Annotated in this window: 22 protein-coding genes and 1 tRNA gene; 10 read left to right on the top strand and 13 right to left on the bottom strand. The window is 70.7% G+C overall.

The window, feature by feature from the left end:
* Positions 1-150: 150 nt before the first annotated feature.
* Positions 151-414: a helix-turn-helix domain-containing protein gene (locus ACFXAZ_RS26080; RefSeq protein ID WP_384595929.1), complete on the bottom strand. Its 264-nt coding sequence runs from the start codon at positions 412-414 to the stop codon at positions 151-153.
* A gap of 137 nt (positions 415-551) precedes the next feature.
* On the opposite strand from ACFXAZ_RS26080, the gene ACFXAZ_RS26075 reads away from it, so the two are divergent.
* Positions 552-878 (top strand): hypothetical protein, encoded by a 327-nt coding sequence (locus ACFXAZ_RS26075; protein WP_384595927.1) that lies wholly within the window; start codon positions 552-554, stop codon positions 876-878.
* Between the two features lie 169 nt (positions 879-1047).
* Here ACFXAZ_RS26075 and ACFXAZ_RS26070 read toward each other — a convergent pair.
* From ACFXAZ_RS26070 to ACFXAZ_RS26060, 3 genes are all read right to left on the bottom strand, one after another.
* Positions 1048-1121: transfer RNA gene (locus ACFXAZ_RS26070), tRNA-Pro, on the bottom strand.
* A gap of 33 nt (positions 1122-1154) precedes the next feature.
* Positions 1155-1958 (bottom strand): Pr6Pr family membrane protein, encoded by an 804-nt coding sequence (locus ACFXAZ_RS26065; protein ID WP_384595924.1) that lies wholly within the window; start codon positions 1956-1958, stop codon positions 1155-1157.
* A 375-nt stretch (positions 1959-2333) separates the two neighbouring features.
* On the bottom strand, positions 2334-3260 hold the full coding sequence (locus ACFXAZ_RS26060; protein WP_384595921.1) for a metallophosphoesterase: 927 nt from the start codon (positions 3258-3260) through the stop codon (positions 2334-2336).
* A gap of 240 nt (positions 3261-3500) precedes the next feature.
* Between ACFXAZ_RS26060 and ACFXAZ_RS26055 the strand changes: the two genes are divergently transcribed.
* The gene (locus ACFXAZ_RS26055) at positions 3501-3965 is read left to right on the top strand and encodes a GatB/YqeY domain-containing protein (protein WP_384595918.1); all 465 of its coding nucleotides are present in this window, start codon (positions 3501-3503) and stop codon (positions 3963-3965) included.
* 192 nt (positions 3966-4157) lie between these two features.
* On the opposite strand, the gene ACFXAZ_RS26050 is transcribed toward ACFXAZ_RS26055, so the two are convergent.
* Positions 4158-6509 carry a transglycosylase domain-containing protein gene (locus ACFXAZ_RS26050; protein ID WP_384595915.1) on the bottom strand — a complete coding sequence of 784 codons (2352 nt, stop codon included), beginning with the start codon at positions 6507-6509 and terminating at the stop codon, positions 4158-4160.
* A gap of 409 nt (positions 6510-6918) precedes the next feature.
* Between ACFXAZ_RS26050 and wblA the strand changes: the two genes are divergently transcribed.
* Positions 6919-7257: a transcriptional regulator WblA gene (wblA, locus tag ACFXAZ_RS26045; protein ID WP_194042842.1), complete on the top strand. Its 339-nt coding sequence runs from the start codon at positions 6919-6921 to the stop codon at positions 7255-7257.
* Between the two features lie 381 nt (positions 7258-7638).
* On the opposite strand, the gene ACFXAZ_RS26040 is transcribed toward wblA, so the two are convergent.
* Both ACFXAZ_RS26040 and ACFXAZ_RS26035 read right to left on the bottom strand, forming a co-directional pair.
* Positions 7639-9240: an ArsA-related P-loop ATPase gene (locus ACFXAZ_RS26040; protein ID WP_384595911.1), complete on the bottom strand. Its 1602-nt coding sequence runs from the start codon at positions 9238-9240 to the stop codon at positions 7639-7641.
* The gene (locus tag ACFXAZ_RS26035) at positions 9237-10214 is read right to left on the bottom strand and encodes an ArsA family ATPase (RefSeq protein WP_384595908.1); all 978 of its coding nucleotides are present in this window, start codon (positions 10212-10214) and stop codon (positions 9237-9239) included. Before ACFXAZ_RS26035 ends, ACFXAZ_RS26040 begins: the two co-directional genes overlap by 4 nt.
* 463 nt (positions 10215-10677) lie before the next feature.
* Here ACFXAZ_RS26035 and ACFXAZ_RS26030 point away from each other — a divergent pair, with 463 nt between their 5' ends.
* The 4 genes from ACFXAZ_RS26030 (at position 10678) to ACFXAZ_RS26015 (ending at position 13099) form a co-directional block, all read left to right on the top strand.
* Entirely contained in the window at positions 10678-10836 is a 159-nt protein-coding gene (locus ACFXAZ_RS26030; protein WP_009189813.1) for a DUF4177 domain-containing protein, read from the top strand.
* Positions 10833-11300 (top strand): RidA family protein, encoded by a 468-nt coding sequence (locus ACFXAZ_RS26025; RefSeq protein ID WP_384595904.1) that lies wholly within the window; start codon positions 10833-10835, stop codon positions 11298-11300. The genes ACFXAZ_RS26030 and ACFXAZ_RS26025 overlap by 4 nt, the downstream gene beginning before the upstream one ends.
* Before the next feature lie 102 nt (positions 11301-11402).
* Positions 11403-12272: an NUDIX hydrolase gene (locus tag ACFXAZ_RS26020; protein ID WP_384595901.1), complete on the top strand. Its 870-nt coding sequence runs from the start codon at positions 11403-11405 to the stop codon at positions 12270-12272.
* Positions 12269-13099 (top strand): MBL fold metallo-hydrolase, encoded by an 831-nt coding sequence (locus ACFXAZ_RS26015; RefSeq protein WP_384595898.1) that lies wholly within the window; start codon positions 12269-12271, stop codon positions 13097-13099. The genes ACFXAZ_RS26020 and ACFXAZ_RS26015 overlap by 4 nt, the downstream gene beginning before the upstream one ends.
* 35 nt (positions 13100-13134) lie before the next feature.
* Here ACFXAZ_RS26015 and ACFXAZ_RS26010 read toward each other — a convergent pair whose 3' ends face one another.
* Both ACFXAZ_RS26010 and ACFXAZ_RS26005 read right to left on the bottom strand, forming a co-directional pair.
* Positions 13135-13959: a nucleotidyltransferase domain-containing protein gene (locus ACFXAZ_RS26010; RefSeq protein WP_384595895.1), complete on the bottom strand. Its 825-nt coding sequence runs from the start codon at positions 13957-13959 to the stop codon at positions 13135-13137.
* 161 nt (positions 13960-14120) lie between these two features.
* Positions 14121-14795 (bottom strand): Crp/Fnr family transcriptional regulator, encoded by a 675-nt coding sequence (locus tag ACFXAZ_RS26005; protein ID WP_029382547.1) that lies wholly within the window; start codon positions 14793-14795, stop codon positions 14121-14123.
* Positions 14796-15145: 350 nt separating this feature from the next.
* On the opposite strand from ACFXAZ_RS26005, the gene nth reads away from it, so the two are divergent.
* The 3 genes from nth to ACFXAZ_RS25990 all read left to right on the top strand — a co-directional run bounded on the left by nth (position 15146) and on the right by ACFXAZ_RS25990 (position 18529).
* Entirely contained in the window at positions 15146-16261 is a 1116-nt protein-coding gene (gene nth, locus ACFXAZ_RS26000) for an endonuclease III (protein ID WP_384595892.1), read from the top strand.
* A gap of 247 nt (positions 16262-16508) precedes the next feature.
* Entirely contained in the window at positions 16509-17204 is a 696-nt protein-coding gene (locus tag ACFXAZ_RS25995) for an NUDIX hydrolase (RefSeq protein ID WP_384595889.1), read from the top strand.
* Between the two features lie 125 nt (positions 17205-17329).
* Positions 17330-18529: a MarP family serine protease gene (locus ACFXAZ_RS25990; RefSeq protein ID WP_384595886.1), complete on the top strand. Its 1200-nt coding sequence runs from the start codon at positions 17330-17332 to the stop codon at positions 18527-18529.
* A gap of 21 nt (positions 18530-18550) precedes the next feature.
* On the opposite strand, the gene ACFXAZ_RS25985 is transcribed toward ACFXAZ_RS25990, so the two are convergent.
* From ACFXAZ_RS25985 to nhaA, 4 genes are all read right to left on the bottom strand, one after another.
* Positions 18551-18730: a hypothetical protein gene (locus ACFXAZ_RS25985; protein ID WP_382680920.1), complete on the bottom strand. Its 180-nt coding sequence runs from the start codon at positions 18728-18730 to the stop codon at positions 18551-18553.
* Positions 18731-19115: 385 nt separating this feature from the next.
* A complete protein-coding gene (locus tag ACFXAZ_RS25980; protein WP_384595883.1) occupies positions 19116-20066 on the bottom strand; it encodes an alpha/beta fold hydrolase in 951 nt (316 codons plus the stop codon).
* A complete protein-coding gene (locus ACFXAZ_RS25975) occupies positions 20063-20572 on the bottom strand; it encodes a phage holin family protein (protein ID WP_384595880.1) in 510 nt (169 codons plus the stop codon). Before ACFXAZ_RS25975 ends, ACFXAZ_RS25980 begins: the two co-directional genes overlap by 4 nt.
* Before the next feature lie 108 nt (positions 20573-20680).
* On the bottom strand, positions 20681-22144 hold the full coding sequence (gene nhaA, locus ACFXAZ_RS25970) for a Na+/H+ antiporter NhaA (RefSeq protein WP_384595877.1): 1464 nt from the start codon (positions 22142-22144) through the stop codon (positions 20681-20683).
* Positions 22145-22334: the final 190 nt, after the last annotated feature.

Here is a 22334-nt window from a genome sequence, read left to right as displayed (position 1 = left end):
GCCCCGCGCGGGGGGGGGGGGGGGGGGCCCGCGCGCGCCGCCGCGCCCCGGGGCGCCCCCCCCGGGCGGGGGGCGCCCCGCGCTCACCACACAGAAATCCTGTGTATCTCTATTGGAGTGCCTGTATCCCCACTGGCTGCCGATTGGCCCTCAGCCGGCAGGCGGGTTCTGGTCTTCCGTGACGAGCATCAAGTGAGCGTTGAGTGCCCGTTCGATCCGGAGCAGGGTGGATAGCCGGGCGTCCCGTTGCCCTCGTTCAAGCTCTGAGTACGCCACGCGATCTATTCCAGCGCGCTCTACAAGCTCCTCTTGGGTAAGACCGGCTGCGAGCCGGACGGCACGGAGCCGATCACCGAAGGCAATGCGTGATGTGTGGAGCTGGGTGGAGTTGGGAGGCGGATCGGGCAATGGCACTCTGCAACGCTTGCGATCTCATGATCGAAAGTCTGTAGGCGAGTTCGCCTACATGTGCCGCATGATGGGTTCGTGGTCCAGTGACTTGGTCATCGAAAAGTAGAGTCCCGGGGGGCAGACGGAGAAGCGAGTGCGTGGTGAGTGACAGCAAGCCGGTATCTCCTGTACCCCCGGACCGACCGGCTTGGTTGCCCGAGACCGGCGCGGCACGTGCTGCGAGCTACCGCCTCGCCCCACCCGCAATTCTCGCCTTCTATGAATGGGAAATCGGCACCTGCTTCATGTGCCGGACGGTGAATCGTTTCGTCACCGCCATCGGTGCCAGGGGCGGTGAGGGTGGCGAGGAAGCGGTCCCCCTCACGGTGTGCGGCAGCTGCGTCCTGGCCCAGGAGGAAGAGCGCCGGGCCCGCATGATCCGCAGCGGGCGCCGCTACGTGCCGGGAAGGATCGGCCAGCCGGAGTGAGGGCCGCCGGAAGGGGGGCTGGGGCTGGGGCACCGCTGGGGCAGATCTGGGGCAGAGCTGCCCACGCTGCCCCACGAAGAGCCACAAGAAGCCATGGCCAGAGGAAACACGGAAACCACAGAGGCCGCCTCCCACCTGGGGAAACGGCCTCTGTTACTGCATCTAGCTGTCGGGGTGGCGGGATTTGAACCCACGACCTCTTCGTCCCGAACGAAGCGCGCTGCCAAGCTGCGCTACACCCCGATGTCCCCACTCACCGTGGCGACGACGATTACTTTAGCCCACCGGTGGCTGGAGACGAAATCCGGTTTTGGCCCGGTGGCGGACGAGACGCGGGCGGATGTGGTCGAGGGCGATCAGGACGACCGCGGCGGCGTAGAAGGCGAGGCCGAGGAGGAGGGCGTTGCCGAGGACGCCTCGGTAGCCGTGCTGGTCGACGTCGAGGAAGGGGTAGAGGTAACGGCCGGGCGTGCCCGGCAGCAGTAGTTCGCCGCGGCCCAGGGAGAAGGCCAGGTAGGCGAGGGGGTAGAGGAGCCACGGCGCGGCCTGGCGGAGGTGCAGGCGGCCGGGGGTGGTGAGCAGCAGCCAGTCCAGGACCGCCGCCGTGGGCGCGACCGTGTGCAGGAGGATGTTCGCCGCCGTCGCCCAGCCCGTCGGCTGCGGCTGGCCCGCCGCTCCCGAGGTGCTCGGCATCGAGAACGGGCTCGACTCGTTCACCAGCAGCAAGTGGTAGACCAGCGATGTCGCCACGATGTAGAGGAGCGCCGCCCCTGATACCCCGCCCGGCAGCGGGCGGCGGGCCGTCCACGCACGGCGGGCCGAGACCAGCATGGTCAGCGCCAGCAGGATGTTCGCCTGGATGGTGAAGTAGCTCAGGACTCGCGGTGGGCTGCCCAGGAGCAGGTAGACGGTGATGCCGGTGGTCGAGGCGAGGACGATCAGTACGCGGAACGCGGCGGCCACTGGGCGGCGTACCGGAGCGACCACAGCCGCGGCCGGCACCGGAGACGACGGGAGGAGCGAGGCAATGCCCGGGACCGCGGGGAGGTCAGGCATGTCCCTGGGTATCGGCGCGGTCATACCTCCAGGCTAGGCAAAAGGGGTATATGGGGCGATGCGGGTGGGCTGTGTGGGGTACCCGCGCCTTCCGGCAAGCCTGCCCGGCCCCCCGACCTGCATCTCTCCCGACCCGCGAGGCCCCCCGACCTGCACCTCTCCCGACCCGCGAGGCCCCCCGACCTGCACCTCTCCCGACCCGCGAGCCCCCCGGACCTGCCCGGTCTGCCGACCTACCCGGTCTCCGCTCCGCGCCCTGCCCGGACCTGCCAGGTCCCCCAACCTGCACAGCCTCCGGCACCCACACCGTCTCCCGGACACCCCCCACATCCCCCAGGCGCCTGCGCAACCGCGCCCCCCACGCCCCCGCCCCGAGCCCCCCACCCACAAGACCCGCCCCTACCCCCGCCCCACCAACGTCAACAACGTAACCTCCGGCGGACAAGCCACCCGTACCGGCGTATACCGATTCGTCCCGCACCCCGCCGACACATGCATGTACGCCGTCCGCCCCTCGGCCACATGCGTGGACAGCCCCTTCACCCGCCCCGTATCCAGATCGCAGTTGGTGACGAACGCACCGTAGAAAGGCAGACACAGCTGCCCCCCGTGCGTGTGCCCGGCCAGGATCAGCGGATAGCCGTCCGCCGTGAAGGCGTCCAGGCTGCGGAGGTACGGGGCATGCACCACGCCGATGGAGAAGTCCCCGGCCCCGGAGGGCCCGCCCGCCACCTGCTCGTACCGGTCCCGCCTGATGTGCGGATCGTCCACGCCCGTCAGCTCGACCGACACCCCCGCGGCCTTCAGCACACCCCGCGTGTTGGTCAGATTCAGCCAGCCCGCGTCGTCGAAACCGTCCCGGAGTTGCTGCCACGGATTGTGGATGGCGCCCACGGCCGGCGCGTTGCCGTTCAGGCCGTACCGTCCCTGTGCCTTCTCGAAGAGATAGCGGGCCGGGTTGCGCAGCTTGGGCCCGTAATAGTCGTTCGAGCCGAAGACGTACGCCCCCGGGAACTCCATCAGCGGACCCAGCGCGTCCAGGACCTCCGGGACGCCCTCCGGGTCGGACAGATTGTCCCCGGTGTTGATCACGAAGTCCGGCCGCAGCCCCGCCAGCGCCCGCAGCCACCGCTGCTTCTTGCGCTGACCGCTCACCATGTGGATGTCGGACACATGGAGCACCCGCAGCGGACGCATCCCCGAGGGCAGGACGGGGACCGTCACCCGTCGCAGACGGAAGGAGCGGGCCTCGAAACCCGCCGCGTAGATCAGTCCGGCGGCCCCAGCCGCCGTGATTCCCAGGGGTACTCCATATCGAGCGCGCATACGACCATCGTGTCAGAACCGGCCCTCATACCGACGCCTACCCGCCCCCGTCCGTAGGGCACCGAGACTCCCACGCCGCCCCCAGCCCTATAGAACCCCTGAGGGTACGGAGAGAACCACCCCCACCCACCCCCCTCGCGGACGGGCCCCGAAATCCCCACCACCCCGACCCACCCCCCTCGCGGACGGCCCCCGAAATCCCCACCACCCCTATCCACCGCACCTGCGACAATCAACCCCATGACCACCCTCAAGTCGAAGCTTCACGATGACCTCAACGTTGCGATCAAGGAGCGCGACGAGCTGCGCTCCTCCACGCTCCGGCTGACGCTCGCCGCGATCACCAAGGAGGAGGTCGCGGGCAAGACGAAGCGCGAGCTGTCCGACGACGAGGTCCTCAAGGTGATCACCCGCGAGGCGAAGAAGCGCCGCGAGGCCGCCGAGGCCTTCGCCCAGGGCGGTCGTGCCGAGCAGTCCGAGCGGGAGAAGGCGGAGGGCGAGGTGCTCGCCGACTACCTCCCCAAGCAGCTCTCCGACGCCGAGCTGGAGCGGATCGTCGTCCAGGCCGTCGAGGAGGCCAAGGCCGGCGGCGCCGAGGGCCCGCGTGCCATGGGAGCGGTCATGAAGCTCGTCAACCCCCAGGTGGCTGGCCTGGCCGAGGGCGGCCGGGTCGCCGCCACGGTCAAGAAGCACCTCACGAGCTGAGCCCCCCACCCTCAGCCTTCACCCATCCACCCACGGCACGGCCCCACCCCGCACCGACAAAAACGGGGCGCCCCTCGCCAGAGGAGCGCCCCGTCAGTCAAAACCCGCACATTCCCCACGGCGGTCCAGCGAAGCCGGAGAGGAACCTAGGAGGGAGCGGGCCCCGCCCCCTAACCAGGGGTCCCAGGGACCCTAGGGCCACTCCCCACCATTCCCCCCATCTCCACTCCGCCCCCCGTTCTCATTCCCCTGAATCCACCCCTCAGGGATCGAGAACGACGGCGAAGGCAACGTACCGCCGCCCCCGCCCCCAGCATCCGTACCGCCATTGGTGGACAGCCCGCCGATCAGTCCGCCGAGGTCGCCCTGATCGCCACCGCCGCCGTTGTCACCGTTGTCGCCGCTGTCCCCGTTGTTCCCGTCCGTGGTGCCACCGCCACCGTTACCGCCACCATTGCCACCGCCGCTGTCCCGCTCCGCGCTGTCCGGGATGTTGACGAGGGTGAAGTCGGGGGCCGGCTTGTCGGCGAGGGCGCCGGACATCATGTCGCGCCAGATGGGGCCGGGGACCTGGCCACCGAACACCTTGTCGTGCCAGACGCCGCCGATGGTGATGTCGGACATCTGGCGGTCGTGCGCCGGGTCGCCGACCCAGACGGCGCCGGCCATGTTCGGGGTGTAGCCCACGAACCAGGCCGCGTACCGCTCGTCCGTCGTACCGGTCTTGCCGGCGCTGGGGCGGCTGCTGAGGCCCGCCTGCGTACCCGTACCGTCCTCGACCACCCCGCGCAGCAGCGTGTTGATGGTGTCGGCGGTGGTCTCGGACATTGCGCGCGAGCAGGTCGACTTCGGGACCGCCAGCGACTTGGTCTGGTCACCGATGGTCTGGCTGATCGACTCGATGGCGACCGGCGTGCAGTACATCCCACGCGAGGCGAAGGTGGCGTACCCGGCGGCCATGGTCAGCGGGGACATCTCTTCCGCGCCGAGGGCGATCGACGGAATCTGCTCCAGCGGTTTCCCGTCCGCCCCGTCAAGGCCCATCTTGTCGGCCATGTCGATCACCGGGCAGACGCCGATCTCGCTGATCATCTGAACGTAGTAGGTGTTGACCGACTTGGCGGTCGCTTCCTTCATGTCGTACGGGCCGACCTCGGACTCGTTCTCGTTGGTGAGTTCGACGCCCTCTTCGTTCCAGCTCTTGCCGTCGCACAGCGCGACCGGGGTCGGATAGTCCATCTCGTACGGTGACGAGTACGTCTTGGTCGCCGGCATCCCGCCCTCCAGGGCTGCCGCGGCGACGATCGGCTTGAACGTGGACCCGGCCTGATAGCCGACGCCGCCGCCCATCGCCTGATCCACCGACAGATTGATCTGTGTCTCGTTCTCCCCGAAGCCGTACGGCCGTGACTGGCCCATCGCCAGGATCTTGCCCGTGCCCGGCTCGACGATGGTGGCCGCCGTGGCCACCTCGTCGCTCTGGTACACGTGGTCCTTGATCGACTCCTGGACCGACTCCTGGGCCGTGGGGTCGAGCGTCGTACGGACCGTCAGACCGCCCTGGTTCCAGACCTTGGCCCGGTCCTCCTCGGTCTTGCCGAAGGCCGGGTCGTTCAGGAACACCGAGCGGACGTAGTCACAGAAGAAACCGGCGCCGTTGACGGCCGTGATGCAGCCGTTCTTCGGCTGGCTGACGTTCAGCCCGAGCGGCTCCGCCTGCGCCTTGGCGGACTCCGCCGGCGAGATGTCGCCGACCTCGGCCATCCGCTGGAGCACGGTGTTACGGCGCTTGGTGGCCTCCGCCTCGTCGTTGACCGGGTCGTACCGGCTGGGCGACTGGACGATGCCGGCCAGCAGCGCCGACTCCTGGAGGTTCAGATCCTTCGCGGACTTGGAGAAGTAGCGCTGGGCCGCGGCCTCGACGCCGTACGCCTGCTGGCCGAAGAAGGTGATGTTCAGGTAGTTCTCAAGGATCTTCTTCTTGCCCAGCTCCTCCTCGACCTGGATCGCGTACTTCAGCTCCTTGATCTTGCGGCCGAGAGTCTGCTGGGTGGCCTCGGCGACCTTCGTCGGGTCGTCGCCGGCCTCCTCCACGAAGACGTTCTTCACATACTGCTGGGTGAGCGTGGACGCGCCCTCGGCGACGCCACCGCTCTGCGCGTTCGCGTTCAGGGCGCGCAGCACGCCCTTGAGGTCCACCGCGCCGTGCTGGTAGAAGCGCGCGTCCTCGATGGCGACGATCGCCTTCTGCATGTACGGGGAGACGTCCTTGAGGTCGACCACGGTGCGGTCGCGCGAGTAGACCGTGGCGATCAGGCCGCCATCGGCGTCGAGGATCGTGGTGCGCTGGCTCAGCGGCGGGGTCTTCAGATTGGCGGGCAGCTCGTCGAAGCTCTCCACCGATCCCTTCGCCGCGAGTCCGATGGCACCGACGGCGGGCAGCGCGATCCCGGCCATGACGGCACCTGCGAGCACGCTGACACCGAGGAACTTGGCGGCCTGCTGCATCGGGGACAGACCACCGCCCGAGCGGTTCTTTGGCATGGGGGCAGCCTACGTTCTCATTCGCCGGACACGCGTATATGCCTTGGCCTAAGCTGCGCTCAACTGTCACAGCAGTAGGGCTACGTATCAATACGTCCGGCGACCCCGAAACGTTCCGGACGTTCCCCGAATTTTTTTGCGAGGGGCGTGTCCGAAACCGCCTTGTGTGTCATATGGCGTCCGTTGTGGCTCAGTAGAAGTGCCCCGGTTTGCCGGGATGGTCACGCATGTCGCCCGCTCACTCCCCCGGGTGATCTGCCGCTTACGCATAGTCCGTTCGGGCCATTCAAGATTGGGCCCGAAGGGGGTGTTGCGCTGTGCCCACCTTCCGTAACGTCCTCAACTGGCGGCGGTGAATATGCCGCTGCCGCCGTGGGGGAGCCTCGATTCGGGAGAGGACGGCGCCGGTATGGGCTGGGTAACCGACTGGAGTGCGCAGGCGGCCTGCCGCACTACCGATCCGGATGAACTGTTCGTTCAAGGAGCAGCGCAGAACAGGGCCAAGGCGGTGTGCACCGGCTGCCCGGTGCGCACGGAGTGCCTGGCCGATGCGCTGGACAACCGCGTCGAGTTCGGCGTGTGGGGAGGGATGACCGAGCGGGAGCGCCGCGCCCTGCTGCGCAGGCGGCCCACCGTCACCTCTTGGCGCCGACTCCTGGAGACAGCGCGGACGGAGTACGAGCGGGGGGCCGGACTGCTGCCGCTCGATGACGACGAGGTGTACGAGAACTACGCGGCGGTGGGCTGAAGCCGCGCGGCGGTGGGCTGAGGGCACGCGCCCTGCGGGGCGCCCCGGTTCACCAGTCCGGGTTCCGGTTCACCTTTCTGGGGCTCGGTTCACCTGTCCGGGGCTTGGTTCAGCTGTCTGGGTCTCCGTTCAGCTGTCCCGGTTCCGGTTCGGCTGACGGTCTCCGGGCGCCCGGTTGCCCGGGTTCGGGGTGCGGTGCCGTCGACCCGGACGTCTTTCGGAGTCCGGTGTCCGTCCGGTACGCCGTGGGCCCGGCGTCGGCGCGATAGTCGCTGCTGTGCAGGTGCCGGCTCGATATGGGCCGCTGTGCAGGTGGGAGTGACTTTCCTCACTCGCCGCCACTTGCCCGCCCCGCTCCCGCTCCTCGCTCCCATCACTCGATCACTCGCCCCCTGTCACCCCTTCAGACGCGCCTTCAGGCTGCTCGGACGCGCCCTCAAGCCCCTCCGCGCGCCCGGCGTTCGCCGCCATCCGGTTGCCGATGTCCCGCAGTCCCGCGAGATCGTGCACATCGCCGGGCAGCGCGGCCACCTCGGCCACCGCGACCTCGGGGTGACGCGCGGTGAAGCGGTCACGCGTGCGCCGCTCGCGGGCCAGCAGATGCATCCGTTCGGCATGCAGGCGCAGCAGGCTCGCGGTGAGCAGATCGACCGCGCGCTCGGCGTTTCCCTGCGGGTCCGGAGTCGTCTCAGGGCTTGATTCCGGATCGGCGTCCGAGGTCACCGCGGGATGCCGGTCCGGCGTGGCGGGGGAGCCTGCGTCGGGCGTGGCGGTCTCGGAGCCGGGGAGCGGGGTGCCGGTGGCGTCCGGGCCGATGCTTTCGGCACCGGAGGTCTCGGAATCCGTGGTTTCGGAATCAGTGATCTCGGAACCGGTGGTTTCGGGGCCAGCGGTTTCGAGACCGGTGGTCTGGGAATCGGCGGTCCGGGAACCGGCGGGTGCTGAACTGCCGTAGATGTCGGGAGAGTTACGAAGACCAGCTTTCCCGCCCCCCTGATCCACAATGCGGGGCTCCTCAAGATTTTCCGCGGCGGCGAGCGCGCGCTCGGCCGACAGCCGGTCGGCGCCGCTGCCGTGCACCCGGTTGAGGACCAGACCCGCGAGCGGCATGTCCTCCGCGGCCAGCCGCTCCACGAAATACGCCGCCTCCCGCAACGCGTCCCGCTCCGGCGCCGCCACCACCAGGAACGCCGTGCCGGGCGCCTGAAGCAGCTTGTACGTGGCGTCCGCGCGGGTGCGGAAACCGCCGAACATCGAGTCCATGGCCGCCACGAACGTCTGCACGTCCCTGAGCAGCTGCCCCCCGAGCACCTTGCCCAGGGCGCCGGTCATCATCGACATCCCGACGTTCAGAAACTTCATCCCCGCGCGTCCGCCGACCTTGGCCGGGGCCAGCAGCACCCGGATCAGCTTGCCGTCGAGGAAGGAACCCAGCCGCTTCGGCGCGTCCAGGAAGTCCAGCGCCGAGCGCGATGGCGGCGTGTCGACCACGATCAGGTCCCACTCGTCCCGCGCCCGGAGCTGGCCCAGCTTCTCCATCGCCATGTACTCCTGCGTGCCGGCGAAGCCCGCGGACAGCGACTGGTAGAAGGGGTTCGACAGGATCGCCGCCGCCCGCGCGGGATCCGCGTGCGCCTCGACGATCTCGTCGAAGGTGCGCTTCATGTCGAGCATCATGGCGTGCAGCTCGCCCCCGCCGTCCACGCCCTTGACCCGGCGCGGGGTGTTGTCGAGCGAGTCGATGCCCATCGACTGGGCGAGGCGGCGCGCCGGGTCGATCGTGAGCACGACCACCTTCCGGCCGCGCTCGGCGGCGCGCAGGCCGAGGGCCGCCGCTGTGGTCGTCTTGCCGACCCCGCCCGAGCCGCAGCACACCACGATCCGGGTCCCCCGGTCGTCCAGCAGGGGATCGACGTCGAGCACGCGCGCGGGCGTCAGCCGACGGGCGCCGTCCTGTGTGTGGGCGGCCGGGTCCGGTGTCATGAGATCCCCTGCTTCCGCAGCTCCGAGGCGAGTTCGTACAGGCCCGCCAGGTCCAGACCCTCGGCGAGCAGCGGCAGTTCGTGCAGCGGCAGGCCCAGCTCGGCCAGCTGGGCCCGCTGCTCGTGCTCCAGCGCGTACCGCTCCGCGTACTCCTCGGCCTGGGCCAGCAGCGGGTCCACCAGCCGCTCGGCGTTCTGCCCGCGCCGAGCCCCGCCGAGCCCCGCCGCCGACAGCGACCGCGCGAAGTCCGCCCGCCCGGTGTTCCGTACGAGGTCCAGTCCGGCCTCGTCCAGCAGCTCGGGGCGGACCATGTTGACGATGATCCGGCCCACCGGGAGCCGCGCGGCGCGCAGTTCGGCGATGCCGTCGGCGGTCTCCTGGACCGGCATCTCCTCCAGCAGTGTCACCAGATGGACGGCCGTCTCCGGCGACTTCAGCACCCGCATCACGGCCTGCGCCTGATTGTGTATCGGGCCGATCTTCGCCAGCCCGGCCACCTCGTCGTTGACATTCAGAAAGCGTGTGATGCGGCCCGTGGGCGGGGCGTCCATGACGACGTAGTCGTACACGAACCGGCCGTTCCTGTCCTTGCGGCGGACCGCCTCGCACGCCTTGCCGGTCAGCAGGACGTCCCGGACGCCCGGGGCGACGGTGGTGGCGAAGTCGATCGCGCCGAGCTTGCGCAGGGCCCGGCCCGCGCTGCCCATCTTGTAGAACATCTGGAGGTAGTCCAGAAGGGCCAGTTCGGGGTCGATGGCCAGCGCGTACACCGCGCCGCCGCCTCGTGCGACGGCGATTTTCCGTTCCTCGTAGGGCAACGCCTCCGTCTCGAAGAGCTGGGCGATGCCCTGCCGGCCCTCGACCTCGACGAGAAGGGTCCGCTTCCCCTCCGTCGCGAGGGCGAGCGCGAGTGCGGCGGCGACCGTCGTCTTTCCGGTCCCGCCCTTGCCACTGACGACCTGGAGCCTGCTCACGTATTCGAGCGTAACCAGTTCGCGCCCGGTACAACCGGGAGGATCCGAGGCTGTGGACAACCGAGGCCCGTGGAAAAGCCATGGCCCACGCTTCGGGACGGCGCGGGGCGGGGGAGGGGTGGGGAGCGCCGGGGAGGGGTGGGGGAGGGGAAGGGGAGGGGTGGAGCAGGGCCTGGGCGGGGCCGGGATGAGGCCGGGGTGGGGCTCCGCTGCCGGTCCATGGCCGGGTGCACGGCCGGGTCCCGGCCGGAAGGGCCGCCGCCCCCGCCACCTGAAACGACCCGCCCTCTGGAGCGACCCGCCCCTGGCCCCTGACGCGATCCGCCACTGTCACCCGAAGCCACCCGCCCCCGGCCCCTGACGCGACCCGTCACTGCCACCCGAAGCCACCCGGCCCCGGCCGCTGAAGCGTCCCCTCCCCGGCCCCCGAAACGCCCCCGTCCCCAGCCGATACAGTCGCCCCATGACCAAGTGGGAATACGCAACCGTGCCGCTGCTCGTCCATGCCACGAAGCAGATCCTGGACACCTGGGGCGAGGACGGCTGGGAGCTGGTGCAGGTGGTGCCCGGCCCCAACCCCGAGCAACTGGTGGCCTACCTGAAGCGGGAGAAGCAGGCGTGAGCGCTGTCGAGGCGCGACTCGCCGAGCTGGGCCTGACGCTGCCGCAGGTGGTGCCGCCGCTCGCCGCGTACCAGCCGGCCGTGCGGACCGGGCCGTACGTCTACACGGCGGGCCAGCTGCCCATGGTGGACGGCAAGCTGCCGGTCACCGGCAAGGTGGGCGCGGAGGTCACCCCGGAGGAGGCCAAGGAGCTGGCCCGCACCTGCGCGCTGAACGCGCTCGCGGCCGTCAAGTCCGTCGCCGGTGATCTGGACCGCATCGCGCGCGTGGTGAAGGTCGTCGGGTACGTCGCCTCGGCGTCCGACTTCACCGGCCAGCCCGCCGTGCTCAATGGCGCCAGCGAGCTGCTCGGCGCGGTGCTCGGCGACAAGGGCGTGCACGCGCGCAGTGCCGTGGGCGTGGCGGTGCTGCCGCTGGACGCGCCGGTCGAGGTCGAGGTGCAGGTCGAGCTGACCGCGGACTGAACCGTTCCGCCCCGCTGCGGGGACCCCCTCTCCTCCACGGGGACCCCGCGCGGGTGATCGTCGCCTCTCGAACATCCGCGCCCCACCGGATAGCCTCCGCCCATGGCTCATGGGCAGTTGTACCCAGCGGACTGGCCGGACCGGATCCGCGCCCTCACCGAGGGCGGTCTCACCCCGGTCGTCCCCAGGGCGGCGGCCACGGTGATGCTCCTGAAGGACACCGCCGCCGGTCCCGTCGTCCACATGCTGCGCAGACGCGCCTCCATGGCCTTCGCCGGAGGCGCGTACGCGTATCCGGGCGGCGGCGTCGATCCGCGCGACGACGATCACCACATCCGCTGGGCGGGCCCCCCGCGCGCGTGGTGGGCCGAACGCCTCGGAGTCGACGAGCGGCAGGCCCAGGCGATCGTCTGCGCGGCCGTGCGCGAGACGTACGAGGAGGCGGGCGTGCTGCTCGCCGGGCCGGACCCCGAGTCGGTCGTGGGCGACACCACGGGCGACGCCTGGGAGGCGGACCGCGCGGCGCTCGTCGCGCGTGAGGAGTCCTTCGCCCAGTTCCTGGACCGCCGCGGCCTGGTGCTCCGCTCCGACCTGCTGTCCGCGTGGGCGCGCTGGATCACGCCCGAGTTCGAGGCCCGCCGGTACGACACCTGGTTCTTCGTCGCCGCCCTGCCCGCCGGGCAGCGCACCCGCAACGCCTCCACCGAGGCCGACCGCACGGTGTGGATCCGGCCCGCGGACGCCGCCGCCGGGTACGACAAGGGCGAGCTGCTGATGCTGCCGCCCACCATCGCGGCACTGCGCCAGTTGGCCGCGTACGGCTCGGCCGACGACGCGCTGGCCGCCGCGCCCGGCCGGGATCTGACGCCCGTGCTGGCCAAGGGCCGTCTGGTGGGCGGCGAGATCGTGCTGTCCTGGCCCGGACACGCCGAGTTCACCCTGCACATCCCGACCGGTGGAGCCCCCGCATGACCGACGCCAGCGCCCTTCCCGGCCAGCCGCGCGGCGGGGTCCTCTCCGGACCGGCCACCGCGCGGGCCGTCAATGTTCTCGCGCCCAACTCTTCCGCGATGACCCTGGACGGCACCAACACCTGGATCCTCGCCGAGCCGGACTCCGACCTCGCGGTCGTGATCGACCCGGGCCCCCTGGACGACACCCATCTGCGCCACGTCATCGCCACCGCCGAGCAGGCGGGCCGGCGTGTCGCGCTCACCCTCCTCACCCACGGCCACCCCGACCACGCCGAGGGCGCCGCGCGCTTCGCCGAGCTGACGTCGAGCCCGGTACGCGCGCTGGACCCGGCCCTGCGCCTGGGCGACGAGGGCCTGGGCGCCGGGGACGTGGTCGCCGTCGGCGGCCTGGAGCTGCGGGTCGTACCGACCCCCGGGCACACCGCGGACTCCCTGAGCTTCCATCTCCCCGCCGACCGGGCGGTCCTCACGGGCGACACCATCCTGGGGCGCGGTACGACGGTCGTGGCGCACCCCGACGGCCGCCTGGGCGACTATCTGGACTCGCTGCGGCGGCTGCGGTCCCTCACCGTCGACGACGGTGTCCACACCGTCCTGCCGGGCCACGGACCGGTCCTGGAGGACGCACAGGGCGCCGTGGAGTACTACCTCGCCCACCGCGCCCACCGCCTCGCCCAGGTCGAGACGGCCGTGGAGGACGGCTGTCGCGGCGTCCCCGAGATCGTCGCCCATGTGTACGCCGACGTGGACCGCTCCTTGTGGCCCGCGGCGGAGCTGTCCGTACGGGCGCAGCTGGAGTATCTGACGGAGCACGGGCTCATCTGACCGCCGGCGGCAGGCCCCGGTGGCGCGGCGCGTGCCTAGGAGGGCCGGGGTGCCTTGACGCCGTGCACGCGCGCGTACTCGTCGGCGAGCCACGGTCCGAGGTCGTCGACATAGGCGCGCAGTACGGCCGCGTCCCCGCGCGGAGCGTGGCCCAGTAGAGCCGCCGCCCGCATCTGCCGCGCGCGGGCGGGGTAGTACGCGCCGAAGGCGTCGGCCATCTCGCGCAGGTCGCTGGTCCAGCCCTGCCAGCGGGGCATGACGAGCGTGAAGCCGGTGCGCACCAGATGCCGGGACATGTACCGCACGAGGGGCCGCAGAGCCGTCTCCGAGCCGTCCGTGGCGGCGATGCGCTCCCGCCAGCGGGGCAGCAGCAGGGCGAGATCGCCGTTGGTCTCACGGGCGAGCAGCGAGTCGGGCCGGTAGCGCGGCAGCCGGGCGGCGAGATCCTCGCCGAGCAGGTGCGTGCACAGACACGCGATGAACCATCCCAGGTCGTGCCGCTCCAGCTCGCTCAGCACCTGCTCCCGGCCGACCACGAGGGTCGCGGCGCCGTCGATCTGGTGGAACTCCTTGTCGAGCGCCTCGTCCAGCGCGCGTGCGTCCGCGCGGTCGGCGTCGGTGGGCTCCGCGCGCAGGGCGATCAGCAGATCGAGATCGCTGCGGCCGACCCGCGCGGTGCCGCGCGGAACCGATCCGTACACGTACGCGCTGTTCAGCCGCTCGCCGAAGACCAGCGGGAGCCGCTCGCACGCGGCGGCGACAACGGGACGGAAAGGGGGCGGCACGCGCGCGAGGGAGCCCTCAGGGGCGATGTAGCCCTGCGGGTCGAGTCCCCTGGGGTCGGGCGGGGGTCCGGACATGTGGCCACTGTGCCGGGGACCGCTCCCTGGGGCCTGCCATTTTCGGCGGCCCTCAGGGGTCCCCAGGGGAACTCCTCAGGAGCCCGGGCGGAGGTCTCCGGTGGGCGCTCCCCGAGGAAGGTCCCCTCGGGGAGCTGGGCGCCCTCAGGGCGTCCGTGGCGTCAGCGTGAGCGCTTCGCGAGGCGCTCGACGTCCAGCAGGATCACCGCGCGCGCCTCCAGGCGGAGCCACCCGCGCTGGGCGAAGTCGGCGAGGGCCTTGTTGACCGTCTCGCGGGACGCGCCGACCAGCTGGGCCAGCTCCTCCTGCGTGAGGTCGTGGACGACGTGGATGCCTTCCTCGGACTGCACGCCGAAGCGGCGGGAGAGGTCCAGCAGGGCGCGCGCGACCCGGCCCGGGACGTCCGAGAAGACCAGGTCGGACATGGCGTCGTTGGTCTTGCGCAGCCGACGGGCGACGGCCCGCAGCAGTGCGGCGGCGACCTCGGGACGCGCGTTGAGCCAGGGCTGGAGGTCGCCGTGGCCCAGACCGAGCAGCTTGACCTCGGTCAGCGCGGTGGCGGTCGCCGTGCGCGGGCCCGGGTCGAACAGCGACAGCTCGCCGATCAGCTCGCCGGGGCCGACGACGGCGAGCATGTTCTCGCGGCCGTCGGGAGAGGTGCGGTGCAGTTTGACCTTGCCCTCGGTGACCACGTACAACCGGTCGCCGGGGTCGCCCTCGTGGAACAGCGAGTCGCCCCGCGCGAGGGTCACCTCGCTCATGGAGGCACGCAGCTCAGCGGCCTGCTCGTCGTCAAGAGCCGCGAAGAGCGGATTGCGCCGCAGAACGTCGTCCACGAGTTGTCTCCTTGTCGACCTGCTCAGGGGATCTTTCCCCGTGTATCAGGGGTCCGTGGTCCCCATTTTGCCGGACGGTCCAAACAGTGTGATCTGTCACAAGGATGCCGTACTGGTGTGCCCTGGTAAGCGGCAGGGGTCCAATTGGGGGCCGATCTTTGAGGTCCGGGGCGGATGTCGGTGCCGGGTCGTAGGCTGGCCGGGTGTCCAAATCGCCGGTGAGAGCGCAGGCCGAGGGGGCTGGACGAGTGGCAGCAGGGCGTGATTCCGCTGTGGGCGAACAGGAGTCCGAGGGTGGAGTGAAAACGGACAAAGGGGCGAAAGAGGCTGGCGGGAAAGAGTCGGCACCGGTGCAGAAACCGGTGGTGAAGCAACCGGCGGTGAGGAAGGCGGCGGCGAAGAAGACCGTGGCCAGGAGATCGACGGCCACGAAGAAGGCGCCCGCGAAGACGACGGCCTCAGCGAAGACGCCGCCCCCGGCGAAGGCGACGGCGGCGAAAGCGGCGGTCGGCAAGAAGGCCGCCGGGAAGTCGGCCGCCGGGAAGACCGCGACTGGAAAGACAGCCGCCGGGAAAACAGCCGTCGCGAAGAAAACCGTCGCCAAGAACACCGCCGCCAAGAACACCGCGGTCGCCGCCGCCAAGAAGTCCGCCGCCACCCCACCCCCGGCCAAGAATCCGGGCGCCGCGAAGACCGAATCGCACACCGCGCTGGTCCGCCGCGCCCGCCGGATCGACCGGGAGCTGGCCGAGGTCTATCCGTACGCCCACCCGGAGCTGGACTTCGAGAACCCCTTCCAGCTGCTCGTCGCCACGGTGCTCTCCGCCCAGACCACCGACCTGCGCGTCAACCAGACGACACCGGCGCTCTTCGCCAAGTACCCCACGCCGGAGGATCTGGCCGCCGCCAATCCGGACGAGGTCGAGGAGATCCTGCGCCCGACCGGCTTCTTCCGGGCCAAGACCAAGTCGGTGATAGGGCTGTCGAAGGGCCTGACCGAGAAGTTCGGCGGCGAGGTGCCCGGCCGGCTGGAAGACCTGGTCACCCTGCCCGGCGTGGGCCGCAAAACGGCGTTCGTGGTGCTCGGCAACGCCTTCGGCCGCCCCGGCATCACCGTGGACACGCACTTCCAGCGGCTGGTACGGCGCTGGCGGTGGACCGAGGAGACCGACCCCGACAAGATCGAGGCGGCGGTCGGGGCGCTGTTCCCCAAGAGCGAGTGGACGATGCTCTCGCACCACGTGATCTTCCACGGCCGCCGCATCTGCCACGCCCGCAAGCCCGCCTGCGGCGCCTGCCCCATCGCCCCGCTCTGCCCGGCGTACGGCGAGGGCGAGACGGACCCCGAGAAGGCCCAGAAGCTCCTCAAGTACGAGAAGGGCGGCTTCCCCGGCCAGCGCCTCAACCCGCCGCAGTCCTATCTCGACGCGGGCGGCAAGCCCGCCCCGCCGCTGGGGGCGGGATGACCGGTCACCGCCCGCCGGACGGACACCGGGCGCGGGTGCCGTACCCGGACCGGGCCGCGCCCGCCCGGAAGCACGCCCACCGCCCGCCCGCGCACCCCCTCGTGCTCCTCGCACCGGCGCACAAGGTCCACCGCGCGCGCCGTCCCGATGACACCTCGCGCCTCACTCCACCACCCACGCCCCCGCCCCATCCGGAACGATCTCGGAAGCCCGGGGCGTTGGATCTCACAGAACGACGGGGGTGGTGATGATGCGGGCCAGCGATACGCAGGGCGGGCCGGTGATGGTCAGCAAGGACGGGCTGCCGGGGTGGCTGGATCCGGTGGTGCATGCCGCGGAGACGGTCGAGCCGCCGCAGCTCAGCCGGTTTCTGCCGCCGGAGGACGGGGGCGGGCGGCAGTCCGCCGTGCTCATTCTCTTCGGGGACGGACTGCGGGGGCCCGAGCTGCTGCTGATGGAGCGGGCCACCTCCCTGCGCGAGCACGCGGGGCAGCCGGCCTTCCCGGGCGGATCACTGGATCCGGAGGATGGCGATCCGCAGGGTGACGGGCCGCTGCGGGCGGCGCTGCGGGAGGCCGAGGAGGAGACCGGGCTCGATCCGGCCGGGGTCCAGCTCTTCGGCGTGCTGCCCAAGCTGTACATCCCGGTCAGCGGCTTCGTCGTCAGCCCGGTGCTCGGCTGGTGGCGCGAGCCGACACCGGTCGGCGTGGTGGATCCGAACGAGACCGCGCGGGTCTTCACCGTGCCGGTGGCGGATCTCACGGACCCCGCGAACCGCGCCATGGCCATCCACCCCAGAGGCCACAAGGGCCCGGCATTTCTGGTCAACTCCGCCCTCGTGTGGGGCTTCACGGCGGGCATCATCGACCGCCTGCTCCACTACTCGGGCTGGGAGCGGCCCTGGGACCAGGAGAAGCAGGTCCCGCTCGACTGGCGGTCATGACAGGGTGGTCGCCGTGCTGTGTTCCGCCGGGAAAGGCCATGTCCGCGTGCCCTCGCGCGCCGGGCGCGGTCCGGCCCTGTGGCGGGTCCCCGTGACCGGAGAATGACGAGGCGAGGCCGAAAACGGTGAACGTGCTGGACATCCTGTTGCTGGTCGCTGCCGTCTGGTTCGCGATCGTCGGCTATCGACAGGGCTTCGTCGTCGGCATCCTGTCGGTGATCGGCTTCCTCGGCGGCGGTCTCGTCGCCGTCTACGCCCTCCCGGTGATCTGGGACGCGCTCACCGACAACACCCAGGTGAGTACGACCGCCGCCGTGGTCGCGGTCATCGTGGTGATCGTCTGCGCCTCGATCGGACAGGCCCTGACCACCCATCTCGGCAACAAGCTGCGCCGGTACATCACCTGGTCCCCGGCCCGCGCGCTGGACGCCACGGGCGGCGCCCTGGTCAACGTCGTCGCGATGCTGCTGGTGGCCTGGCTGATCGGCTCCGCGCTGGCCGGTACCACCCTGCCCACGCTGGGCAAGGAGGTGCGCAGTTCGAAGGTGCTGCTCGGGGTCTCGCGCGCGCTGCCCGAGCAGGCCGACACCTGGTTCGCCGATTTCTCCTCCGTCCTCGCGCAGAACGGCTTCCCGCAGGTCTTCAGCCCGTTCTCCAACGAGCCGATCACCGACGTCCAGCCGCCCGACCCGGCGCTGGCAGGCAGCGAGGTCGCCACGCGCGCGAAGCAGTCCATCGTCAAGGTGATGGGCACCGCGCAGAGCTGCGGCAAGGTCCTTGAGGGCACCGGTTTCGTGTTCGCCGACCGCCGCGTCATGACCAACGCGCATGTCGTCGGCGGCGTCGACGAGCCCACCGTCCAGATAGGCGGCGAGGGTCGGCGCTACGACGCGACGGTCGTGCTCTACGACTGGCAGCGCGACATCGCCGTCCTCGACGTCCCCGACCTCGACGCGCCCGCCCTGAAGTTCACGTCCACCGACGCCGAGAGCGGCGACGGCGCGATCGTCGCCGGGTTCCCGGAGAACGGGGCGTACGACGTGCGCGCGGCCCGGGTGCGCGGCCGGATCCCGGCCAACGGCCCGGACATCTACCACCGCGGCACCGTCCACCGTGACGTGTACTCGCTGTACGCGACCGTCCGCCAGGGCAACTCCGGCGGTCCGCTGCTCACCCCCGAGGGCGAGGTCTACGGCGTGGTCTTCGCCAAGTCGCTGGACGACGCCGAGACCGGGTACGCGCTCACCGTGGACGAGATCAGCGAGGACATCGCCAAGGGACGCACCGCGAACCAGCAGGTGGACAGCGACAGCTGCGCGCTGTGAGGTGAGGGGTGCGGTGGTGCGTCAGCCGCGTGGGTGACGCAGCCGTACGGAGACCCAGCGGGCCCGGCGGCGCAGGATGCGTGGAATGCCCACCCGCGGGTCGGTGCCCTGGAGTTGCGGAGCACTCCGCTGGTGGGAAGTCGGACCGCCCGATGAACGGCGGTCACGTGCGGCGTCACTGTAATCGTGCGTCCAGCCCATACCGGGACGTGTGCCCCTGCCCCAAGGTCGATAACCTCGCCAAGGCCCCTCAATTGGCCTATGCGCCGGGCAAGTGGCCGTTCGTAGTACAGGTGTTCAGATCCGGATACCGGGCGCGAGGGCCCGCTCACCGAGCGGGGTCGTGGTCATTCGGCCAGACGGCCGGGATTGACCAACGGTCAGTCATGCCGCCCGGTCATGCCGGACAGGCCGCCCGGCATCGCCCCTCCCGGCGGGGGAGCGCCCAGCCGCAGGGGCCTTCGGCTACCGAAGGCTCACTCCTGGGGCCCCGGGCCAGTCCCCAAGCCCCCCCCGGCCCGCCAAGCCCCGGCCGGTCAGCCGAGCCCCGGCCGGCTCACAATCCCCCCACCCGGCGGAGCCGCCCTCACCGATCCGGTTCCGGATCCCGTAGCCAGTTCACCAGTTCCCCCGAGAACGCCGCCGGGTCCTCCTCGTGCGGGAAGTGCCCCAGACCGTCGAACAGCCGCCACCGGTACGGCGCTTCCACGTACTGCCCGGACCCGGCGGCGCTGCGCGTACGCGTCACGGGGTCCAGCGAGCCGTGCAGATGCAGCGTCGGCACCCGCACCGGCCGCTTCATCCGCCGGTTGAACTGGATCCCGTCGGGCCGGGCCAGCGAGCGCACCATCCAGCGGTACGGCTCGATCGAGCAGTGCGCGGTGGACGGGATGCACATCGCCCGCCGGTACGACTCCACCGCCTCGTCGTCCGGCAGCCGCGGCCCGGACCAGTCCCGGATCAGCCGCCCCACCAGCGCGGCCTCGTCCGCGACCAGTTGCCGCTCGGGGATCCAGGGCCGCTGGAACCCCCAGATGTAGGAGCTGGCGGCGGTCTGCCGGGCGTCGGAGAGCATCGCCGAACGCCAGCGCCGGGGGTGCGGCATCGAGGAGACCACCAGCCGCCGTACCAGCTTCGGGCGCATCACCGCGGCCGTCCACGCCAGATAGCCGCCCAGGTCATGGCCGACCAGCGCGGCATCCGGTTCGCCGAGGGAGCGGATCACACCGGTGATGTCGAGGGCGAGGTTGGCCGGGTCGTAGCCGCGCGGGGTGCGGTCGCTGCCACCGACACCGCGCAGATCCATGGCGACGGCCCGGAAACCGGCGTCGGCGAGCGTGACCAGCTGATGCCGCCAGGTCCACCAGAACTGGGGGAAGCCGTGCACCAGCATGACCAGCGGTCCCTCGCCGAGTTCCGCGATGTGGAAACGGGCGCCATTGGCGGCCACATCACGGTGCGTCACCGCCTGCCCGCCGGGCAGGGGGATCCGTACGACCGAGGCGGGATGCGCCGATGGAGTGGCGGGGTCCGTCATGATGACGTACGCGCCCCGGCCTCGATGGCCTCGGGGACCCGCTCCCCGGGCAGTACGGGCCGGTCCTTCACCAGTTCGGGCCGCGGGTGCGGCTTGGCGTTCTGGAGCACGCCCGCGCTCTCCTTCACCGACGCGGCGACCTTCTGCGGGCCCCTGCCCTTCTTGGCCTTGTTCGCGAAGAACAGGCCGATCAGGGCCAGGATCAGCGCGACCAGGACGTTCGCCGCGAAGGACAGCACGAAGCAGATCGCCAGGTTCCAGCCGGTCCAGGTGCGGATGCCGTACGCCAGGGCGAAGTTCAGCATCGGCAGGGAGAACAGCAGCACCACGGCGGCCACGCTGAACGCGCCCCCGCTCATCGCGCCCCGCTTGACGTCCTGCTTGAGCTGCGCCTTGGCCAGCGCGATCTCGTCGTGGACCAGCGCCGACATCTCGCTGGTCGCCGAGGCGAACAGCTGTCCGACGCTGCGTTCCGCGCCGACCGGGCTGCCGTCGGGTGCGCTCATCGCGGTCTCCCTCGTGTGCGTGGGGTCCCGTTCCGCGCGTCCTGGTGGCTACGGCTCCGCGTAGATTTCGGCGCATACGGTCCCGCTCTTTTGTACCGTCTCGTCAGATCATGCCGGACCGTCCTTCTCCTCGCCCGCCCCGCCCGGCACTTCGGCGAGCGCGTGGCGCGCCTCGGCGGCCCGTTCCTCGGCGATCCGGCGGTGTTCGGCGGCCTTGTGCTCGTAGATCCGCGCCATCCGCAAGTGGTACGCCGGGTCGTGCTCCTCGTAGATGTCGGGGATGCCGTCGAGGTCGTCGTCGCGGTCCTCGGCCTCGACCATCCGCCGGTACTTGGCGTTCCGTATCTTCAGCAGCACGGTCGCGAGGACGGCGGCGATGAGCGAGCCGATGAGCACCGCGGCCTTGATCTCGCCGGTCAGGGCGGCATCGCCGTCGAACGCGAGTTCGCCGATCAGCAGCGAGACGGTGAAGCCGATACCGGCGAGGGAGGCGACCGCGAAGACATCCGCCCAGGCCAGGTCGTCGCTGAGCGAGGCGCGGGTGAAGCGGGCGGTCAGCCAGGTGCCGCCGAAGATGCCGACCGTCTTGCCGACCACCAGACCGAGGACCACGCCGAGCGTCTCGGGCTGGGTGAAGACATCCCGCAGCGCCCCGCCGGACACCACCACACCCGCGCTGAACAGGGCGAACATCGGCACCGCGAAGCCCGCCGACAGCGGTCGTACGAGGTGTTCGATGTGCTCACCGGGGGAGTGCTTCTCGTCGTCGTGGGTGGTGCAGCGCAGCATCAGGCCCATGGCGACGCCCGCGATGGTGGCGTGGATGCCGCTGTTGTACATCAGTGCCCAGATCACCAGTGCGAGCGGCACGTAGATGTACCAGCCGCGTACGCCCTTGCGCAGCAGCACCCAGAAGATCACCAGGCCGGCCACGGCCCCGCCCAGGGCGGCGAAGTTCAGTCGGTCGGTGAAGAAGACCGCGATGATCAGGATGGCGAACAGGTCGTCCACCACGGCGAGGGTCAGCAGGAACGCGCGCAGGGCGCTGGGCAGTGACGTACCGATGACCGCGAGCACGGCGAGCGCGAAGGCGATGTCGGTGGCGGTGGGCACGGCCCAGCCCGAGAGCGCGCCGCCGCCGGCCACATTGGTGAGCAGATAGACCAGCGCCGGTACGGCCATCCCGCACAGGGCGGCGACCACGGGCAGCGCGGCGGCCTTGGGGTCGCGGAGATCACCGGCGACAAGTTCGCGCTTCAGTTCGATACCGGCCACGAAGAAGAAGATCGCGAGCAGCCCGTCGGCGGCCCAGTGCGCGAGGGAGAGATCGAGGCCGAGGGCCGCCGGACCGAGGTGGAAGTCCGAGACGCTCGCGTAGCTGTCGCCGAACGCTGGCACATTCGCCCAGATCAGCGCGGCCACGGCGGCGATCAGCAGCAGCACCCCGCCGACGGTCTCGGTGCGCAGGGCGTCCGCGACGAAGTTCCGCTCGGGCAGCGACAGCCGTCCCAGCACCTTGCGGGGGCCGGTGTTCTGCTGGGTGTTCTCCTTGCGGCGCGAGGGCGCGGACACGGTAAGACCTCCGGTCGGTGAGCAGCACGGGACACTTGCCGACCAGACTTCCCGGCACACCTTTTGTCGATCTTCACGCGGTTCTTCACGTCACGCATCCGCGATCTTGTCGCGTTGTTGACGCAGTTCTTATTTTAACCGTACGGGATGAGCGGCGCGGAACGGGAAAGGGGCACCCCGTACGGGGTGC

Source organism: Streptomyces sp. NPDC059477 (assembly GCF_042749375.1).
Classification (GTDB): Bacteria; Actinomycetota; Actinomycetes; order Streptomycetales; family Streptomycetaceae; genus Streptomyces.
Note: the sequence above shows the minus strand (reverse complement) of the source record. Positions and strands in the feature narration are given on the sequence as shown.

Coding starts and splice junctions, on each gene's coding strand:
- ACFXAZ_RS26055 (WP_384595918.1), top strand. CDS start 3,501: ATGACCACCCTCAAGTCGAAGCTTCACGATGACCTCAACGTTGCGATC.
- ACFXAZ_RS26050 (WP_384595915.1), bottom strand. CDS start 6,509: ATGCCAAAGAACCGCTCGGGCGGTGGTCTGTCCCCGATGCAGCAGGCC.
- ACFXAZ_RS26020 (WP_384595901.1), top strand. CDS start 11,403: ATGGCTCATGGGCAGTTGTACCCAGCGGACTGGCCGGACCGGATCCGC.
- ACFXAZ_RS25995 (WP_384595889.1), top strand. CDS start 16,509: ATGATGCGGGCCAGCGATACGCAGGGCGGGCCGGTGATGGTCAGCAAG.
- ACFXAZ_RS25980 (WP_384595883.1), bottom strand. CDS start 20,066: ATGACGGACCCCGCCACTCCATCGGCGCATCCCGCCTCGGTCGTACGG.
- wblA (WP_194042842.1), top strand. CDS start 6,919: ATGGGCTGGGTAACCGACTGGAGTGCGCAGGCGGCCTGCCGCACTACC.
- ACFXAZ_RS25975 (WP_384595880.1), bottom strand. CDS start 20,572: ATGAGCGCACCCGACGGCAGCCCGGTCGGCGCGGAACGCAGCGTCGGA.
- ACFXAZ_RS26040 (WP_384595911.1), bottom strand. CDS start 9,240: ATGACACCGGACCCGGCCGCCCACACACAGGACGGCGCCCGTCGGCTG.
- ACFXAZ_RS26030 (WP_009189813.1), top strand. CDS start 10,678: ATGACCAAGTGGGAATACGCAACCGTGCCGCTGCTCGTCCATGCCACG.
- ACFXAZ_RS26065 (WP_384595924.1), bottom strand. CDS start 1,958: ATGACCGCGCCGATACCCAGGGACATGCCTGACCTCCCCGCGGTCCCG.
- ACFXAZ_RS26015 (WP_384595898.1), top strand. CDS start 12,269: ATGACCGACGCCAGCGCCCTTCCCGGCCAGCCGCGCGGCGGGGTCCTC.
- ACFXAZ_RS26060 (WP_384595921.1), bottom strand. CDS start 3,260: ATGCGCGCTCGATATGGAGTACCCCTGGGAATCACGGCGGCTGGGGCC.
- ACFXAZ_RS26010 (WP_384595895.1), bottom strand. CDS start 13,959: ATGTCCGGACCCCCGCCCGACCCCAGGGGACTCGACCCGCAGGGCTAC.
- ACFXAZ_RS25985 (WP_382680920.1), bottom strand. CDS start 18,730: ATGGGCTGGACGCACGATTACAGTGACGCCGCACGTGACCGCCGTTCA.